This is a genomic window from Sphingomonas koreensis, from assembly GCF_002797435.1.
GTDB lineage: Bacteria > Pseudomonadota > Alphaproteobacteria > Sphingomonadales > Sphingomonadaceae > Sphingomonas > Sphingomonas koreensis.
In genome coordinates this window covers 2,261,609-2,279,577 of sequence record NZ_PGEN01000001.1, presented here as the reverse complement: position 1 = coordinate 2,279,577, position 17,969 = coordinate 2,261,609, and the positions used below count along the sequence as shown (strand labels likewise).

Below are 17,969 nucleotides of genomic sequence, written 5' to 3'. Positions count from 1 at the left end.
TGTGAGCGTGTCGCGGCCGCGCTAGTCTCGGCTTCATGACAAGCAATCAGAATCGGGCACCCATCCGAATCGGCATCGGCGGCTGGACCTTCGAACCCTGGCGCGGGACCTTTTATCCGGAAGGTCTCAGCCAGAAGAAAGAGCTGGAGTACGCCAGCCGCCAGCTGACCGCGATCGAGATCAACGGCACCTATTATTCGGGGTTCAAGCCCGCGACCTTTGCCGGCTGGGCCGCGACGGTGCCTGACGGCTTCGTCTTCGCGGTCAAGGCGTCGCGTTTCTGCACCAACAGGAAGGTGCTGGCGGAGGCGGGCGAATCGGTCGCCAAGTTCGTGGGACAGGGGATCGTCGAACTGGGCGACAAGCTCGGCCCGATCCTGTGGCAGTTCATGGCCACCAAGAAGTTCGACGCCGACGATTTTGGCGCCTTTCTGAAATTGCTCCCCCACAGCCATGACGGGGTGAAGCTGCGCCACGCGATCCAGGTGCGGCACGACAGCTTCCACGTGCCGGAGTTCGTGGCTATGTGCCGCGATGCTGGCGCCGCCATCGTCTTCGCCGATTCGCCAGACTATCCCGCGATCGCCGATATCACCGGCGACTTCGTCTACGCCCGGCTGGAGAAGGGCGAGGACGACAATCCTCTCTGCTATCCGGAGGGTGATATCGATCGCTGGGCGGATACGGCGAAGCTATGGGCGGCGGGCGGCACGCCTGAGGACCTGCCCTATGTCGAAGCCGGCGTTCCGCCTGCGCAGCCGCGCGAGACCTTCATCTTCTTCATCCACGGGGGCAAGGTCCGTGCACCAACCGCAGCAAAGGCGCTGATCGAACGCACTGCTTGAAATGTCGGATTCGGGCGGGCAGCTTGATTCCCGCTCTTTGAAACGGTTTCGCCAACCAGCTCGCGTACGCGTGACAGTTTGAACTTCGAGAACTTTGGCCCTCAGGCCCGCGCCGGGCTAGGCTGGCCCGAGACCATCCGTTCGCCGTCGATCACGATCGGGCTGGCGACACCAGGCAGTCCGCCCGCGGCGATCTGCATGCCGCGCGCCACCACCTGCGGGTCGGCGAACACCTCGCCGATATCGTTGATTGGCCCGGCAGGCACGCCCTGCGCCTCAAGTGCGTCGGACAGTGCCTGTTTGGTCCAGCCCGCCACCGCCGCCTGGATCGGCGCGATCAGCCGCGCCCGGTTGCGCACCCGTGCCGGATTGGTCGCGAAATCGGGATTGTTGTGCAGGTCGAGCCCAAGCACCGTACAAAGCTTGGCGAACTGGCCATCATTGCCCACCGCGATGATCAGGTCACCGTCGCTGGCGGTGAACGCCTGATAAGGGGCGAGGTTGGCGTGGCCGTTGCCCATTCGGTGCGGCACCTTGCCGGACGCCATCCAGTTCAGCGCCTGATTGGCCAGCACCGCGACCTGCGTGTCGAGCAGTGCCATGTCGATATGGGCGCCCTCTCCATTCTCGTCGCGTTGCCGCAACGCTGCCAGGATCGCCACCGCAGAATAGACCCCGGTGAAAATGTCGGCATAGGCAATCCCCGCCTTTTGCGGCGGGCCATCGGGCTCGCCGGTCAGCGACATGATTCCACCCATCCCCTGGATGATGAAATCATATCCGGCGCGATGGGCGTAGGGGCCGGTCTGCCCGAATCCGGTGATCGAACAGGTGATGAGGCGCGGATTGACCGCCAACAGGCTCTGGTGATCAAGGCCGTATTTCACCAGCCCGCCGACCTTGTAATTCTCGATCACCACATCGGCCCGCGCGACGAGCGCGCGCACTTCGGCCTGCCCCTCGGGGGTCGCGATATCGATGAAGCGCGCTGTCTTCCCACGATTGGCCGCGTGATAATAGGCGGCGTCTCGGTCGTTGCCCTCGGCGTCGTGCAGGAAGGGCGGACCCCAGTGCCGCGTGTCGTCGCCGGCGCCGGGCCGTTCGATCTTCACGACCTCGGCACCCAGATCGGCGAGCAACTGCCCGCACCACGGTCCGGCCAGAATCCGAGCCAGCTCGACGACCTTGATGCCCGCCAGCGGCTTCATCCGCGAAAGCCCCCGCGGTGAATGACATAATAGCAGTGCCCGGGCAGCATATGTCCATTGCCGCGCTCGACCCGGCCTTCCTGCAGCACCCCGCCGATCTTCTCCATTGCCCGGCGCGAGCGCATATTCTTCTCACCCACCACGAACACCGCTCCGTTCACATATTGATGGATATGATCGAGCATCATCCGCTTGATCTCACGGTTCCACGTCCCGCCCCAATAATTCCGGGCGATGAACGTCCAGCCGATTTCGACCTCGTCGCGCACCGCATCGGGAAAGGCGTAGCGGCTCGCCCCGATGATCTTACCGTTCGCCTTGTCGAGGATGGTCAGCCCGCCCCCGCTTGCCAGCGCATCCTCGAAATAGGCGCGGAAGACCGGTTCCTGCCAGCGGTTGTGGAAGGGGTGCTGTTCCCAGATCAGCGGATCCGACGCGACCGCGAACATGCCCGCCCAATCCTCCGGAACCGTGGGTCGGAGGATGGCAAGTTCGCCGGTCAGCGTCGGCTGGAAGTCCATCAGAACGCCGCGATGCCGGTGATCGCCCGGCCGAGGATCAGACCATGGACGTCGTGCGTGCCCTCATAGGTGTTGACCGTCTCCAGATTGATCGCATGGCGCATGACGTGGAACTCGGCGGAGATGCCGTTGCCACCATGCATGTCGCGGGCAACGCGGGCGATCTCCAGCGCCTTGCCGCAATTGTTGCGCTTGATGATGCTGATCGCCTCAGGCGCCAGTTCGCCCTGGTCGAACATCCGGCCCGCACGCAACGCGGCCTGCAGGCCGAGCGCGATCTCGGTCTCCATATTGGCGAGCTTGAGCTGCACCAGCTGGGTCGCGGCCAGCGGCCGGCCGAACTGCTGGCGGTCGAGCGTGTATTGACGTGCGGCGTGGAAGCATGCTTCGGCTGCGCCCATGCTGCCCCAGGCGATGCCATAGCGGGCGCGGTTGAGACAGCCGAACGGTCCCTTCAGCCCCTGAACCTCGGGGAGCAGCGCATCCTCGCTCACTTCGACGCCGTCCATGACGATCTCGCCGGTGATGCTCGCACGCAGGCTCAGCTTGCCCTCGATCTTGGGCGCCGACAGGCCCTTCATGCCCTTTTCGAGGACGAAGCCCTTGATCCCGCCGCCATGCGCATCGCTCTTCGCCCACACGACGAAGACGTCGGCGATCGGCGAATTGGTGATCCACATCTTGGAGCCGGTGATCCGGTACCCGCCGTCGATCTTCTCGGCGCGGGTACGCATCGAACCGGGGTCGCTGCCCGCATCGGGCTCGGTCAGGCCGAAACAGCCGACCCATTCGCCGCTCAACAGCTTGGGGAGATACTTCCGCTTCTGCTCCTCGGTGCCATAGGCGTTGATCGGGTGCATCACGAGCGAACTCTGCACGCTCATCGCCGAGCGATAGCCCGAATCGACCGCCTCGACCTCGCGCGCCACCAGGCCATAGGCGACATAGCCCAGGCCAGCGCCGCCATAGGTTTCGGGAATCGTCGGGCCCAGCAGACCGAGCTGGCCCATCTCCGACATGATTTCGCGGTCGAAATTCTCGTCGAGGAACGCGCGGGTCACGCGCGGCAACAGCCGCTCCTGCGCATAGGCGCGCGCGGCATCGCGCACCATCCGCTCCTCGTCGGTCAGCTGTGCGTCGAGCGCGAACGGATCGGCCCAGTCGAAACGGCCCATCGCGGCCATGACATCTCTCCTTGGATTGAACTTACTGAGCCGGCTCGGCCTTGGCGGGTACAGCCTCGGCCGGGACGGCGTTTGCGGCAGGTAGCTGCGCGCCTGCGGCAGGCCTAACCGGCCCCCGAATCGCTGCAGATTCCAGTGCATCGAGCGCGTTCCGCGTCTCGACATAGCGGCTGGCGGCAGCCATCCAGCTTTCGGCGCCCTGTGCGCCGGGAAGGCGGGAAACCTCGGCGAGCGCGGCTTCGACATGCCCCTGTCCCAGCAGGCGGCGCGCCCGCGCCAATCGCGCGCGCGGATGCGGGCTGGCCGCGTTCTCCTTGCGCACGATTATCAACGTTGCAGCCTCGCGGCGCAGTGCGTCCCACCAGCTTTCGCCTGGGACGCCGGTCGATAGCCTTGGTGCGATCTGGTCGAAGGCAAGGCGCAGATCCTCAAGCGTCACCGGCTCGTTCGCTCCGCGCACTACCGTTGCTACGGCGCGCGGATCGATCTCGCCGAAACGAGTCCGCAGCTCGCCGGCAATCGGATCGAGCGACTGGCCGCGCTCGATTGCGCGCCGGGCACCAAACACAAGCATCATCGCCTCGGCGCGTCCCGCATAGCTTGCCGCGGTGCGTGCATCGGCATCGCTTGCCTGAATCCGGCTGTCGATCGTGTCGAGACGAGCAGCAAGCGCCTGTTCGCGTGCCGCAAGCGTCGCGACATCGGTTGCGGGAGCTGCAGCGGGCTCGGCACTGAGCGCAGGCTGGACAGGACCGGCCGGCGGAACCGGCGCTGCATTCCACCAGCCGCCGAAGCGGAACACCGCCGCCATCACCGCGAGTCCCGCGAGGAAAGCGATCAGGCCAGCGACTAGCGCGACGGTCAACGTGTTGCCGCGTGCCGTGACCGGCGGCTCGATCGGCGTATCGGAAGTCATGGGTCGTTTATTCTCCCGAAGCGGTCAGGGGTCAATCGTGAGCGGGCGCGCGGCCGCGATCATCGCTTCGTCATTGGGTGCTGCGGCGATGGCGATCGCGCCCCAGCCCGGCCCAGCCGCCGCTGCCGCCTTGCCACTGATGGCCACGATCCGCACTGTCGCACGCGGAATGGCGTGTCGGCCCAGCTCGGCCGCCAGCTGCATTCCGGCGCGGGCCGAATGGATGAGCACGACAGTGTCGCGAATCAAGACGGGATCGGCGAGCGGGATCACGTCACTTGCATAGACCGCGATTGCCGCAGTGAGGGAGGGGTGCTCGATCGCCGTATGCTCGCGCCCCGTGAGCCACAGCAGCCGACTGAAATCCGGCGCGTCGTGCAGCAGCGCCGCGACATCGGTCGATCCGGTACGCGTCACGCCGAGTCCGGCCGCACGCGCGACATCCGCCGTCGCGCTGCCCACCGCTAGGACCGGCAGCCTGCTCATCTGATCCAGCCCCTTGCCCCCATGGCGCACCGCATTGGCGCTGGTGAGCAACAGCCCGTCAAATGCAGTCGTATCGGGTGGCGTCCAGTCGAGCGGGTGCACCTCGAACAGGGGCAGTGACAACGGCTCAAGTCCGGCGTCGCGCAACCGCGTGGCGGTGGCGGCATTGCCCGGTTCGGGCCGCAGAATCGCGACGGGGCGGCTCAATGTCCGAACAGGGCGCGCAGGCGCGGGCTGGCGGCGGCAAGCAGATCGTGGGCGATCGTCGCTGCCTCATGCGCCGTGCCTTCCAGCCCGGATCGGTCCAGGCGGACATGTTCGCTTCCGTCCTCGGTCAGGATTTCGGCACGCAGCCGCAAGGTGCCGTCCTCGATCGTGGCCAGCGCCGCAACAGGCGAATGACAATCGGCCGACAGCGCGGCGAGCATCGCACGTTCGGCGAGCACGCAGCGTTCCGTGACGGGATCGCCGATTGCGGAAACCAGCATCCGGGTTGTGACATCATCGGCTCGGACCTCGATTCCGACGGCGCCTTGTGACGGTGCAGGCAGGAGTTGGTGGAGCGGAATCGGCGCACCGACGTCGGGCCGCTCGAGCCGCTCGAGACCTGCGGCGGCAAGCAGTGTCGCGTCGGCGTGGCCATCGCGCACCTTGGCCAGCCGGGTATCGACATTGCCCCGCAGCGGAACGATCGCGAGGTCGGGGCGAACGCGGCGAATCTGCGCGGCGCGGCGCGGCGAGCTGGTGCCGATCCGCGCGCCATGAGGCAGCGCATCGATCGAGTCCGCGCCGATCAGCCGGTCGCGCACATCCTCGCGCACCAGCATCGCGGCGACGGCGATGCTCTCTGGACGGATCGTCTCGACGTCCTTCATCGAGTGGACGGCGAGGTCGATCTCGCCTTCCAGCAGCGCGCGGTCGAGTTCCTTGGTCCAAAGCGCCTTGCCGCCGATCTCGGCGAGCGGGCGGTCCTGCACCTTGTCGCCGGTGGTCCGGATCGGGACGATCTCGACCGCTTCCGGGCCCCAGCCATGCGCGGCGAGCAGCGCGTCGCGCACAAGATTGGCCTGGACGAGCGCAAGCGGTGATCCGCGGGTGCCGAGACGAAGCATGGCGGCCCTCTAGAAGCTTTTTCGGCAAAGCAGAAGCCGCACCGGCCCACCCCCATCCCGCACCCGGCGACGGCTTTGGCAAGTGGAGTGGCCGAGTGGGCTGGTGCCGTCCGCAAGAGACGCGTCAGGGAATCTCGAACAGTCCGGCCGCGCCCATGCCGCCCGCGGTACACATCGACACCACCACCCAGCGCACCCCACGCTTGCGCCCTTCGATCAGCGCATGGCCGATCAGTCTTGCGCCCGTCATGCCGAACGGGTGGCCGATCGCGATCGCGCCGCCATTGACGTTATACTTCTCCGGATCGATGCCCAGCGTGTCGCGGCAATAGAGGCACTGGCTGGCGAACGCCTCGTTGAGCTCCCAGAGGCCGATGTCTGCGACCTCGAGACCCGCGCGGCCGAGCAGTTTGGGGATCGCGAAGACCGGGCCGATACCCATCTCGTCGGGCGCGCAGCCTGCCGCCTGAAATCCGCGATAGATGCCCAGGATCTCCTTTCCCTCGGCTTCAGCGATTGCGCGATCCATCACGATCTGCGCTGCTGCGCCGTCGGACAACTGGCTGGCATTGCCCGCGGTGATGTGGCGGCCTTCCTTGACGACCTGCCCGTCCTTCCACACGGTTTTGAGGCCGGCGAGCGCCTCAGCCGTCGTACCCGCGCGAATGCCCTCGTCCTGAGTCACCGTCACGCGCTCGCTGCCGGTGCGATTGCCTTCCTTGTCGAAGATCGCCTTCTCGACGGTGATCGGCGCGATCTCCTCGGCAAAGGCACCGCTGGCGAGTCCCGCCTCGGCGCGTTGCTGGCTCATCGCACCATATTCGTCTTGACGCGCGCGGCTGATGCCATAGCGTTCGGCGACGATCTCGGCGGTTTCGATCATCGGCATATATGCGTGCGGCTCGTTCGCCAGCACCGACTGGTTGGCGTAACGCGGCGCGTCCTTGGTGACGGTCAGGCTGATCGATTCCATGCCTCCGGACAGCGCGATGTCGATGTCCCCGGCAATGATCGAGCGGGCCGCCAGCGCCAGCGCGGTCAGTCCCGACCCGCATTTCCGGTCGAGCGTGAAGGCGGGCACGCTTTGCGGCAGCCCGGCGGCGAACACGGCCATCCGTCCGGCGTTGCCGCCCTGTGTCCCCCACTGGTTGCCCACGCCCCAGAAGATGTCGTCGATCCGCGCGGGATCGACGCCCGCCCGCTCGACCGCTGCGTTCATCACATGCCCAGCCAGCACCGGCGCTTCGGTTGTATTGAATGCGCCACGATAGGCCTTGCCAATGCCCGTCCGGGCGGTGGAAACGATCGCGGCTTCGCGCATGACACCTCTCATTCGTATATTGGGTATGGTCTTCTTGTAACCTTCTATACCGGATATTGGAAGCTTCAGTCGGTGAAGTGCGGCGGGCGCTTCTGCATGTTCGCCATCACCGCCTCGATCTGATTGGGGGATCGCAGCAGCCGCGCCTGTTCCGAGCTTTCCGCGGCGAGGATCGCGGGCGCACCGGCTTCGGCGGCAAGGTTGGCGAGGCGCTTGGCGGCGCGGACCGCGTGGGGATTGCGCCCCGCGATTTCGCGCGCCAGCGTCATCGCCTCGCCATAGGCTCCTTCCCTCACGCGCGTCGCGAAGCCGAATGCCAGTGCCTCTTCCGCGGTGAATTCCCGTGCGGTGTAGGTGAGTTCGCGCAACACGTCGTCGCGTACCGTGGTTCGCCACAAGGCGAAGCCAGCCATGTCGGGGACGATCCCCCATTTCATCTCCATGATCGAACAGCGGGTTCCCGGCGCGAGGATGCGGATGTCGGCGCCGGAGAGAATCTGAAAGCCGCCGCCGAAAGCGATGCCGTGGGCCGCCGCGATCACCGGTACCGGCAAGGTACGCCAGCCCCAGGCGACCTGCTGGAACAGATTGGCTTCGCCATGGCTGCGCGTGCCGAGGTCGAGATCCGTACCGCCCCCCGCCATGCTCGCCATATCAAGCCCGGCGCAAAAGGCGCGCCCCTCTCCCGACAGCACGACCGCGCGCAGTCCGGCCATGCCGTTCAGCGTCTCGATCGCGTCCGCTATCCCGGCGAACATCGCCGGATCGAGCGCGTTCATCTTGTCGGGCCGGGTCAGCCGGACATCGGCAATGCCGTCGCTGAACTCGATTGAAACGCGTCGTTCGCTCATCGCTATCTCTCCTGGCCTTTGCACAAGGCTAGGCCGCATCGAGACGATATCCGAGTCCCTTGACGCCCCGGATCATCGGTGCTGCGAAGCCGCGATCGATCTTGGCGCGCAGCTTGGATATGTGGACGGCGACCACATTGGTGCCCGGATCGAAGCGCAGGCCCCAGACCTGTTCAAGCAGCTCGCGGCGCGACACGAACTCGCCATGCCGCTCGGCGAGGTAGAGCAGCAGCGCGAACTCGCGCGGAACCAGCGGGATGGGAATACCCGCGCGCGCGATTGTGCGGCGCACCCGATCGATGCGCAGATCACCGATCCGGGTGTCGCCCGGCATATGGCTGCGTACCCGCACATCGAGGCGCGCGGCCAGCTCATAGGGGTTGACGGGGTAGGAAACCGCGTCCGCCGCGCCTGCGTCGAGCGCCGCTGTGAGCCATGCCGCGCATCCGGCCACCGCGATCTCGGGCACATGGGTGCTGCGGATACGCATCCCCGGCCGCCACGCACGCAGGATTGCGGCGACGCCCCGATCCGGGGCAGCGCAAGGGCCGCCGAGAACAAGCGCATAACCCCGTTGGGCAACAGCCTGATCCAGCAACGGTATCTCGATTTCGGACAGAATCTTCTGCGCCACGCCCTGGAAATCTAAGCGCCGCGCATCACGAGTCTGCCGGAAACTGATCCATATCGGATAGAGCGCGCACGGAATGCAGCGCTGCTACTGCCGTCCGGCGCATCCGCGGATGGGGATGACGGCGAGCGATATGATCGATCAGGTCGAGCGCGTTGCCCCCGCCCAGATGCGCAGCAATCGTCACCAGACCCTCCGATGGTGCGGTGGTCAGCCCTTCCGCTATCCGGTTGCGTGCGATGTCGAAGCGGTACTGGTCGATCCAGGGATGGCTGGGGTGCTGGCCGAGAATGTTGAGCGAGACCGAGAAACTGTCGGGCGGAAGCTGGACATGCACATCGCGCTGCATGCGGTAGAGCATGAGTTTGCCGGGTTCGAGTCTGCTGCGCTCCACGAAGCGCAATCCCGCCATTTCGCTGGCTGAGCCTGTCACCGCCCGCCCGTCATACTCGTAATAGTCGCTCCAGTAGCCGGGGCCCAAATAGCCATAGGTCAGGAACGGGAAGTTGTGATCGTGCGCAAGCCCGTAGAAAAAGGGCGCGGTTCCGCTCGCCCGTACCACGGCATCGTCTGCCGCGGGCCAGAAATTGGCACGGATCACATAGCGCCCGTTGGGCGGGCGCAGCAGAAAGACCTGAGGGCCGTAGCCGTTGGCGGCGCTTTGCCGCGTGCAGCGCAGCTTGAGTTCCTCGATCGCCAGGTCGGCGAGGAAACTGCGATTGCGGCCCAGCTGTGCGAGCAGCGGACCGAGCGCGGCGAAGCTATCCTCGTCGTGCGGATCGAACGCGGTGGAATCGAGCGCGTCGGTCAGCGCGTCGAGCGTGATAGCGGCGCCATCGCCGGCGGCGATCAGGCGGGGCATGGTGGACTGAGGCGCCGTTCCAGCGCCGCGTATGTGGCAGCCGCCGCTGTCCGGACTTCGGCATTGGGATCGTCCGCGCGCATCGCGGCGAGCCGATCGCGCGCCGTTCCCGCATCGAACATCAGCCATTCGCGCATCGCCGCCCAACGCAGGTGGAAGGCGGGGTGGCGCGATGCCTGTTCGAACAGGTCCACCGCGTCCACGCGGCCGCTCACCCGCAAGAAGGTCAACAGCATTTCGATCCGCGACGCTGCGTCGTCGGCGCAGGCCGCGCGAACGAGCGCTCCGTCCGCGACGGCATATTCGCGTATTAATGGGTCGGCGCCTGGCTTGATCGTTGCGGTCAGTGCCACGATGTCGCAGACGGCGCCGGTCAGCAAATGCCCGCTGATGCGCCCATCCTGACGGATCAGGTCGCCATCGTGCACGGTGCGCGGCGCTATCTCGCGCGCAGCTGCCGCAGTGGCGGCACTGAACGCCGGCCCGGCGGGGTCTGCCCGCCAGCGCCGCATTCGCGCCCTGCCCCCGCGGCGGTAGAGGGTGAGGGTCACCCGCCCCGGCAATACCAGTGTGGCGGGGGGCGGCATGCGATTGAGTGCGTCGGCGTTGGTAACGGTCGCCGTCAGGGTCAGGGCGGGGCAATCGAGCAATACCGCACCGGTACGAAGCCGGTCGCGGCTCACCTTGAACGGCGGTTCGAACCAGGGATCGGCACGGAGCGCAACGATCAACGGCGCCAGCATTGTCTCGACACGGCGCGGATCGGCAAGGAACGCTGTGGCGTGGCGCTCGATCTCACTGGCCTCGGTGATGCCGGCAAATTCCGTTGCTACCGCCGCTGCCGGTCCTGCCATCCAGTCGGCATTGACGGCAGCCGATCGCGCGCGGGCGTCAGCAAGGCTGGGATGGCTCTTCGCATCAAACCGCCGGGTCACCGGATCGGGGCGGGATAGGTTTCGTACACCAGCACCGCGATCGCGATCAGCATCTCGAAAATATCGTCCCCGGCGATTTCGGCGGCACGGATCGCGCCATGCGTAGCGACCTGAGTACCGAGCGTGGCGATCTCTGCGATGGATAAGGTGATCATGTGCGCCTCCCTTTGGGTGCCTGAGCCTAGACGGGCCGAGCCGGGCGGCTGAGTTAATTCGAGTTTACGATGTGTGGCCGAACCTTGGCATTGCCGCGCTTTGGTGCAGCCGCTAGTTCGCCGTGCGATGGAGCCCGCGCCTTTTCCGTTCGATCCTGCCGCCTTCTTCTCGGCGCGCGGCGCTGGGCACGGGCATCGGCTGGGCATTCGCTATGATTCGCACGGCGCAGACTGGTGCCAGCTTGTCCTCCCTTGGCGCGAGGATCTGGTCGGCGATCCGGCGCGCGGCGTGATTGCGTCTGGGCCGATCGTCGCGCTGCTCGACATGGCGACCAGTATCGGCGTGTGGATGAAGCGTGGCGGTTTTCTGCCGCATGCAACGCTCGACTTGCGCGTCGACTATCTCCGGCCCGCGGCATCGGGCAATGCGGTGATCGGGCGTGGCGAATGCTATCGCGTGACGCGCTCCATCGCGTTCGTGCGCGGCATCGCGCATGATGGGGACGCCGACGATCCGGTCGCACATGTCGCTGGCACCTTCATGTTCACTGGGGTGTCGGCATGATCCTCCCGCCCTACGCCGGTCTGCTCGGGATCACGCTTGAGCTGGACGAAGGCGCGCCGGTGCTGGCGATGCCTTTCGGCGCCGATGTGATTGGCCGCCCCGGCTTCGTCCATGGCGGCGCGCTCGCCGGGTTGCTCGAAATGGCGGCGGTTGCCGCGCTCAAACATGCGCTGGCGGCCGAGGCGCGGACAGGAACGCGGATCAAGCCGGTCAACGTCACCGTCGACTTCATGCGGGGCGGCCGGGAAAAGATCACCCGCGCGCAGGGGCACGTGTCGCGGCTCGGCACCCGCATCGCCAATGTCGAGACGATCGCCTGGCAGGACGACCGGGACCGCCCGGTCGCCGCTGCGCGGCTGAACTTCCTGCTCGCGGCCGCGGACTAGCGCTTCGGCGTCAGTTTGAGCAGGCGACCTGCGATCCGTCGCGGCCGTCCTCGAGCAGCCAGATCGCACCGTCCGGGCCTTCTTCCACTTCGCGGATGCGCGCGCCCATCGGCCACTGGTCGCCCTTGGCGGCGCTGGTGCCGTTCACGTCCACCCGCACCAGTGCCTGGCTCGAAAGCCCGCCGATGAACAGGTCGCCTCTCCATTGCGGAAAGAGCTTGCCCGAATAGACGATCAGCCCGCCGGGCGAGATCGCCGGGTTCCACGAAACCTTGGGCGCTTCGAACTCGGGGCGGGTCTTGTGGTCGGGAATGTCGGCGCCGCCATAGTGATCGCCGTCCGACACGATCGGATAGCCGTAATTCTTGCCAGGCAGCACCAGATTGACCTCATCGCCGCCCTGCGGACCCATTTCCTGCTCCCACAGATTGCCCGCCTGGTCGAAGGCGATGCCGAGCAGGTTGCGATGACCATAGGACCAGATGGCGGGGTGGAAACCCTTGGCGGTCAGGCCGGGATCGCCCGCCGGCTTGCCGTCGAGCGTCAGGCGCAGCACCTTGCCCAAGGTCGATTTGGGGTCCTGAGCCGGATCGAACTTCTGGCGCTCGCCATTGGTGAAGAACACATGCTGGCCGTCGGGCGCAAAGACGATGCGGCCCGAATAATGGCCATTGCCGCTGACATAGGGCGTCGCTTGGAACAGCCGCTCGACCCTCGCCAGCACGGGCATGGCAGCGCGGTTGTCGGTCAATTGCCCACGCGCGAGCACGACGCCCTTGCCGCCCTCTCCTGCTTCGGAGAAGCTGAAATAGACCAGCCGGTTCTTCGCGAAATCGGGGTGGAGGACGACATCCTTGAGTGCGCCCTGTCCCGCGCTGTCGACTGGCGGGATGCCGCCTACCGGTCTCTTTGTCTTGCCGTCAGGGCTGACCAGCAGCAGCGTGCCTGTCTTCTCTGTGACGAGCATCCAGCCGTCGGGCAGGAACGTCATCGCCCAGGGCGAATCGAAATCGGCGACCGGAGTGACGGTGAAGGGAAGGCCGTCCGACGATGCGACAGCCTCCTGGCTATTTCCCGGCTTGGCGCCGGTGCAGGCGATCAGGGTGAGCGAGACGGCGGCGATCGGCAACAGGCGCATCGGGTTCTCCGGGGAAGCTGCAAGCCCCGGCAAGATCCCGGAGCAAAACGGATTTCGCACGGCATTTACGCTGTGGCAACGCGGGTTTGTTAGTCTGCCCGCGTCGGGGGGAATGTGATGCAATGGCTCCAGCGCGCGCCGGTTAAGGAAGCGCTGCTCATCCTCTATCTCGTGGCCGATGGCGGGAACCTCGCTGATCGGGTGGTGTCGCTCGGCCTGTCGCCCTGGCTTGGCATCTTCACCATTTTCTACGTCGCGTTCGTCGGTGCATTGTGGGTGGCATCGCGGCTGGCCTCAAACCTGCTGCGCTGGGCGATCGGCGTGCTGCTGTTCGCCGCGACCGCGTTCATCGGAGCGAGCGAGCGCATCCTCGGCGATCACCTGACCTATGACGGCTTCCTCAACTTGATCGGTTCGGCGGGGTTCGCGGGCGACGCGATGGCCGAGCACGGAGTGCGGATCGGTGCGGAGATCTTCATCGCGCTGCCGCTGTTGTTTGCGATCGGCTTTGCGCCGCGCCGCACCCGCCGGTTCGATGTGCGTTGGGCGGCGGTGCCGCTGGGTGCGCTTGCGCTGCTGACGGGGATGCTGTTCTTGCGCGGTGGCGAGGGTGCGCGGGGTCTGCCCGGGGCTTTCACCGCGCTCGCCTATCTCACGCTCGCGACCGGCGAGGAACTGGCGAGCGACGGCAAGCGGCGTCCGGTGACGCTGGTGCCGCGGGCAGTGGCGGGAATGGGAGACATCGTCCTGATCATCGATGAAAGCGTGTCCGCGCGCTATCTCGACCTGATCGATCCGGCGGGCGTGCGCACCGGGCTGCTGACTCCGCCGGGCGGGATCGCAGTGCACAGCTTCGGAGTCGCGGCAGCGATCACCAATTGCTCGCTCGGTACCAACCTGACGCTGCGCCACGGTGGCACGCGTGACCGCTACGGCGAGCTCAATGCGACCGGCCCGGCGATCTGGGACTATGCGCGCAAGGCGGGGTTCGCGCCGGTCTATATCGATGCGCAACGCACCGGCGGCGGGCTGCACAACGGCATGGATGCAGCCGAGCGCGCGCGGATCGATACCTTTGTCCAGCTCGATTCGGTGCCGGTCGGGGAACGCGATGCCGCGGCCGCCGACCGGATAGTGAGTCTCCTGGCCAATGGCCGACGCGAGTTCATCCTGGTCAACAAGGTGGGTGCACATTTCCCGGTGCACGACAAATATCCCGACAGCCACGCCGTCTATCGACCGGCTTTGCCGCGCGGGCGCTTCCTCGGCATTGCCGACACTGGCGATCGCGACGGTTTCGATGGCGACGCCGAGCAATGGCGGCGGTACCGCAACGCCTATCGCAACACCTTGCTGTGGAAGGTCGGCGGCTTCTTCGAACGGCTGCTCGCGCCGGGGACACTGAACGGCGCGACGGTGATCTACACTTCGGATCATGGCCAGGATCTGCGCGAGCGTGGCGGTACCGGCGTGCACACCCATTGCAGCGCGCATCCGGTACCGGAGGAAGGGGCGGTGCCGCTCGCGGTGCTCACCGACGCCGGCGCTGCGGATCGCTGGCCGGATGCGGCGCAGCGCAACCGCGACCGCTCAAGCCACTATCAGCTCTTTCCCACGATTCTCGAGATGATGGGGTATCCCGAATCCGCGGTTCGCGCCGAATATGGCATGTCGCTGCACGCCCCGCTCGCGGACGAGCTGCGCTTCAACACGCATTTCAACGCCCGGCTCGGACGCAAGCCGCAATGGCAGCGGATCGACGTTCCAGCGCTCGCCCGGCCGCCGCGCGGCGATGGCGGCCCGGCCGTGGCGGCGCGCTGACTCGACCATCTTGCCGTCGTCGCACCATGCGCCTATAGAGGCGCTGTTCTCGACATTGGAAACCTTGCCGAGGTCGGCCCTACGGGGTTCGGCGGCGATAAGGCGTATCCGGTGCCTATTGGAGTTTTTGCGTGGCGGATATCGCTGCACTCACCAGTCTGATCGAGCCCGAAGCGCGCGCTTTGGGCTTCGATCTGGTGCGCGTGAAGATGTTCGGCGGCGAGGGCGACCGCACGCTGCAGGTGATGGCGGAGCGCCCGGATACGCGCCAGCTGAACATCGACGATTGCGCCGACCTGTCGCGCCGCATCTCGGATCGGCTGGATGAGCTTGAGGCCGCCGGCCGCGACCCGATTCCCGAGGCCTATCGCCTCGAGGTCAGCTCGCCGGGGATCGACCGGCCGCTGACCCGGCTCAAGGATTTCGAGGACTGGAAGGGGCATGAGGCCCGGATCACGCTCGCCGAGAAGATCGACGGGCGCAAGCAGTTCAAGGGCGACCTTGCCGGGGTGGAGGGCGAGACGATCGCGATCACCGACGGACAGGGCGTGACTCACGCCGTCCCCTTCGCATCCATCGAGGACGCGAAGCTCGTCATCACTAACCGGCTCATCGCCGCAACCCGCCCTCTCTCCACCGAGGGTGCGGACGAATTCGAAGCAGAGGAACAGGACTGATGGCCACCGCCATTTCTGCCAACAAGGCCGAGCTGATCGCCATCGCCAATTCGGTGGCGAGCGAGAAGATGATCGACAAGTCCATCGTCATCGAGGCGATGGAAGAGGCGATCGAGCGCGCCGCCAAGAACCGCTACGGCGTCGAGAACGACATCCGCGCCAAGCTCGACCCGCAGACCGGCGACCTTCGCCTGTGGCGCGTGGTCGAGGTGGTCGAGGCGGTCGACGACTATTTCAAGCAGGTTGACCTCAAGGGCGCGCAGAAGCTGCAGAAGGACGCCAAGGTCGGTGACTTCATCGTCGATCCGCTGCCCCCGATCGAGTTCGGCCGCATCCAGGCGCAGGCAAGCAAGCAGATCATCTTCCAGAAGGTTCGCGACGCGGAGCGCGAGCGCCAGTTCGAAGAGTTCAAGGACCGTCAGGGCGAAATCATCACCGGCGTCGTCAAGCGCGTCGAGTTCGGCCATGTCGTCGTCGATCTGGGTCGCGCCGAGGGTGTGATCCGCCGCGACGCACAGATCCCGCGTGAAGTCGTCCGCGTCGGCGACCGCGTCCGCAGCCTGATCCTCAAGGTGGTGCGCGAGACCCGCGGTCCGCAGATCTTCCTCAGCCGCGCGCATCCCGACTTCATGAAGAAGCTATTCGCGCAGGAAGTGCCCGAAATCTATGACGGTATCATCGAGATCAAGGCTGCCGCCCGTGACCCGGGCTCGCGCGCCAAGATCGGCGTGATCAGCCATGACAGCTCGATCGATCCGGTCGGCGCCTGCGTCGGCATGAAGGGCTCGCGCGTCCAGGCGGTCGTGCAGGAGATGCAGGGCGAGAAGATCGATATCATCCCCTGGTCGCCGGACACCGCGACCTTCGTCGTCAACGCGCTGCAGCCGGCCAATGTCGCGCGCGTGGTGATCGACGAAGAGGATGACCGCATCGAAGTCGTCGTTCCCGACGATCAGCTTTCTCTCGCCATCGGTCGCCGCGGCCAGAATGTCCGCCTCGCCAGCCAGCTGACCGGCAAGGCGATCGACATCCTGACCGAGACCGATTCGAGCGAGAAGCGCCAGGCCGAGTTCGTCGCGAACAGCGAGATGTTCCAGAACGAGCTCGACGTCGACGAGACGCTGGCGCAGCTGCTGGTCGCTGAAGGCTTCAGCCAGCTTGAAGAAGTCGCCTATGTCGAGCTTGACGAGCTCGCCGGCATCGAGGGCTTCGACGAGGATCTCGCGCAGGAGCTGCAGAGCCGCGCCGCCGAGGCGCTTGAGCGCCGCGAGGAGGCCAATCGGACCGCCCGCCGCGAGCTGGGCGTCGAGGACGATCTCGCGACCATGCCGTACCTCACCGAAGCGATGCTGGTCACGCTCGGCAAGGCGGGCATCAAGACGCTCGACGATCTCGCCGATCTCGCCACCGACGAGCTGGTCGCCAAGAAGCGTCCCGAGCCGCGTCGTCGCGGCGATGGCCCGGCAGCCCCGGTCCGCGAGAGCGACAAGGGCGGCGTGCTCGGCGAGTACGGCCTGAGCGACGAGCAGGGCAACGAGATCATCATGGCTGCCCGCGCGCACTGGTTCGCGGACGAAGAAGAGTCGGCTCCGGCCGGTGGGGAGGACGCTGTTGCGGACTCCGAGCAATGAGACCCGGCCTGAACTGACGGGCGGCAAGCGTGCGGATGGGGATGCCATCCGCACCTGCATCCTCTCGCGCGCGGAATCCCCGCGCGACGGGCTGATCCGGCTCGCGCTTTCACCCGATGGCGAAGTGCTGCCCGATGTCCGCGCCAAGGCGCCGGGCCGCGGCGCGTGGATCGGCGTCGATCGCGCCGAGCTGAATGCCAGCGGCAAGAAGCTGCACGGGGCGTTGTGTCGCGCGTTCAAGACAAGCGCGTTGCGCATTCCAGACGATCTCGGCGACCGAATCGCGGCACAGCTTGAGCGCGCCCTGCTCGACCGCCTCGGCCTTGAGGCCAAGGCGGGGTATGTCGTGATCGGCGGCGAGCGGATCGAAAAGGCCGGGCGCAGCGGTAAGCTGCACCTGCTGCTCCACGCATCGGATGCTGGCTCCGACGGCTCGCGCAAGCTCGATCAGGCGCTGCGCGTCGGCACCGATCGTGAAGGCTCTGGCGACACGGGCTTCACATTACCGCTGCCGCGCACCATATTGTCCTTGGCCCTTGGCCGTGAAAATGTGGTACATGTCGGCCTGACAGACCCCAAGGCAGCCGCGCGGGTGAGCGAAGCGCTCTCCCGCTGGCTGCATTTTATCGGTCCCGATCCAGACCCCAAACCTTGCGAAATGGCTTCGCAAGGCGCATCGGGCGCTGGCGGTGACGTGACGAACGACGAACAGACGGGAATTTGA

19 protein-coding genes and 1 pseudogene are annotated in these 17,969 nt (G+C 66.3%); 7 read left to right on the top strand and 13 right to left on the bottom strand.

Translation table 11 applies throughout. The features are described from left to right. Window positions 1–35: 35 nt before the first annotated feature. A complete protein-coding gene (locus BDW16_RS10685; RefSeq protein ID WP_066578055.1) occupies window positions 36–845 on the top strand; it encodes a DUF72 domain-containing protein in 810 nt (269 codons plus the stop codon). Window positions 846–946: 101 nt separating this feature from the next. Here BDW16_RS10685 and BDW16_RS10680 read toward each other — a convergent pair whose 3' ends face one another. From BDW16_RS10680 to BDW16_RS21325, 12 genes are all read right to left on the bottom strand, one after another. Beyond that, a complete protein-coding gene (locus BDW16_RS10680; RefSeq protein WP_066578052.1) occupies window positions 947–2,053 on the bottom strand; it encodes a CaiB/BaiF CoA transferase family protein in 1,107 nt (368 codons plus the stop codon). After that, window positions 2,050–2,574 (bottom strand): GNAT family N-acetyltransferase, encoded by a 525-nt coding sequence (locus BDW16_RS10675; RefSeq protein WP_083954295.1) that lies wholly within the window; start codon window positions 2,572–2,574, stop codon window positions 2,050–2,052. Before BDW16_RS10675 ends, BDW16_RS10680 begins: the two co-directional genes overlap by 4 nt. Next, window positions 2,574–3,758, bottom strand: a complete 1,185-nt coding sequence (locus BDW16_RS10670; protein WP_066578043.1) for an acyl-CoA dehydrogenase — start codon at window positions 3,756–3,758, stop codon at window positions 2,574–2,576. Before BDW16_RS10670 ends, BDW16_RS10675 begins: the two co-directional genes overlap by 1 nt. 22 nt (window positions 3,759–3,780) lie before the next feature. Continuing rightward, on the bottom strand, window positions 3,781–4,674 hold the full coding sequence (locus BDW16_RS10665; protein ID WP_066578041.1) for a hypothetical protein: 894 nt from the start codon (window positions 4,672–4,674) through the stop codon (window positions 3,781–3,783). Window positions 4,675–4,698: 24 nt separating this feature from the next. Then, entirely contained in the window at window positions 4,699–5,367 is a 669-nt protein-coding gene (locus BDW16_RS10660) for a uroporphyrinogen-III synthase (protein WP_066578039.1), read from the bottom strand. Next, a complete protein-coding gene (hemC, locus tag BDW16_RS10655) occupies window positions 5,364–6,272 on the bottom strand; it encodes a hydroxymethylbilane synthase (RefSeq protein ID WP_066578036.1) in 909 nt (302 codons plus the stop codon). The genes BDW16_RS10660 and hemC overlap by 4 nt, the downstream gene beginning before the upstream one ends. 124 nt (window positions 6,273–6,396) lie before the next feature. Then, window positions 6,397–7,593 (bottom strand): acetyl-CoA C-acyltransferase, encoded by a 1,197-nt coding sequence (locus BDW16_RS10650; protein WP_066578033.1) that lies wholly within the window; start codon window positions 7,591–7,593, stop codon window positions 6,397–6,399. A gap of 65 nt (window positions 7,594–7,658) precedes the next feature. After that, on the bottom strand, window positions 7,659–8,444 hold the full coding sequence (locus BDW16_RS10645; RefSeq protein ID WP_066578030.1) for a crotonase/enoyl-CoA hydratase family protein: 786 nt from the start codon (window positions 8,442–8,444) through the stop codon (window positions 7,659–7,661). Window positions 8,445–8,472: 28 nt separating this feature from the next. Continuing rightward, window positions 8,473–8,934, bottom strand: coding sequence for a winged helix-turn-helix domain-containing protein (locus BDW16_RS10640; RefSeq protein WP_066578027.1), 462 nt, complete (start codon window positions 8,932–8,934; stop codon window positions 8,473–8,475). A gap of 169 nt (window positions 8,935–9,103) precedes the next feature. Further along, window positions 9,104–9,937, bottom strand: a complete 834-nt coding sequence (locus BDW16_RS10635) for a hypothetical protein (protein ID WP_066578015.1) — start codon at window positions 9,935–9,937, stop codon at window positions 9,104–9,106. Further along, complete coding sequence (locus BDW16_RS10630) at window positions 9,925–10,872, bottom strand: hypothetical protein (RefSeq protein ID WP_066578012.1); 948 nt, start codon at window positions 10,870–10,872, stop codon at window positions 9,925–9,927. Before BDW16_RS10630 ends, BDW16_RS10635 begins: the two co-directional genes overlap by 13 nt. Further along, window positions 10,869–11,027 (bottom strand): hypothetical protein, encoded by a 159-nt coding sequence (locus BDW16_RS21325; RefSeq protein ID WP_157081403.1) that lies wholly within the window; start codon window positions 11,025–11,027, stop codon window positions 10,869–10,871. The genes BDW16_RS10630 and BDW16_RS21325 overlap by 4 nt, the downstream gene beginning before the upstream one ends. Window positions 11,028–11,154: 127 nt before the next feature. On the opposite strand from BDW16_RS21325, the gene BDW16_RS10625 reads away from it, so the two are divergent. Both BDW16_RS10625 and BDW16_RS10620 read left to right on the top strand, forming a co-directional pair. Next, window positions 11,155–11,592 carry a PaaI family thioesterase gene (locus BDW16_RS10625; RefSeq protein ID WP_066578010.1) on the top strand — a complete coding sequence of 146 codons (438 nt, stop codon included), beginning with the start codon at window positions 11,155–11,157 and terminating at the stop codon, window positions 11,590–11,592. Beyond that, window positions 11,589–11,978 (top strand): PaaI family thioesterase, encoded by a 390-nt coding sequence (locus tag BDW16_RS10620; RefSeq protein ID WP_083954294.1) that lies wholly within the window; start codon window positions 11,589–11,591, stop codon window positions 11,976–11,978. The genes BDW16_RS10625 and BDW16_RS10620 overlap by 4 nt, the downstream gene beginning before the upstream one ends. On the opposite strand, the pseudogene BDW16_RS10615 reads toward BDW16_RS10620, so the two are convergent. After that, a pseudogene (locus tag BDW16_RS10615) lies at window positions 11,975–13,116 on the bottom strand (PQQ-dependent sugar dehydrogenase). The gene BDW16_RS10620 and the pseudogene BDW16_RS10615 overlap by 4 nt on opposite strands. Before the next feature lie 117 nt (window positions 13,117–13,233). On the opposite strand from BDW16_RS10615, the gene BDW16_RS10610 reads away from it, so the two are divergent. The 4 genes from BDW16_RS10610 to BDW16_RS10595 all read left to right on the top strand — a co-directional run bounded on the left by BDW16_RS10610 (window position 13,234) and on the right by BDW16_RS10595 (window position 17,969). Beyond that, the gene (locus BDW16_RS10610; protein ID WP_066578007.1) at window positions 13,234–14,937 is read left to right on the top strand and encodes a sulfatase-like hydrolase/transferase; all 1,704 of its coding nucleotides are present in this window, start codon (window positions 13,234–13,236) and stop codon (window positions 14,935–14,937) included. A gap of 131 nt (window positions 14,938–15,068) precedes the next feature. Beyond that, entirely contained in the window at window positions 15,069–15,614 is a 546-nt protein-coding gene (gene rimP, locus BDW16_RS10605) for a ribosome maturation protein RimP (RefSeq protein WP_066578004.1), read from the top strand. Continuing rightward, window positions 15,614–17,245 (top strand): transcription termination factor NusA, encoded by a 1,632-nt coding sequence (nusA, locus tag BDW16_RS10600; RefSeq protein WP_066578002.1) that lies wholly within the window; start codon window positions 15,614–15,616, stop codon window positions 17,243–17,245. The genes rimP and nusA overlap by 1 nt, the downstream gene beginning before the upstream one ends. A 13-nt stretch (window positions 17,246–17,258) precedes the next feature. After that, window positions 17,259–17,969 carry a DUF448 domain-containing protein gene (locus BDW16_RS10595; RefSeq protein ID WP_066578334.1) on the top strand — a complete coding sequence of 237 codons (711 nt, stop codon included), beginning with the start codon at window positions 17,259–17,261 and terminating at the stop codon, window positions 17,967–17,969.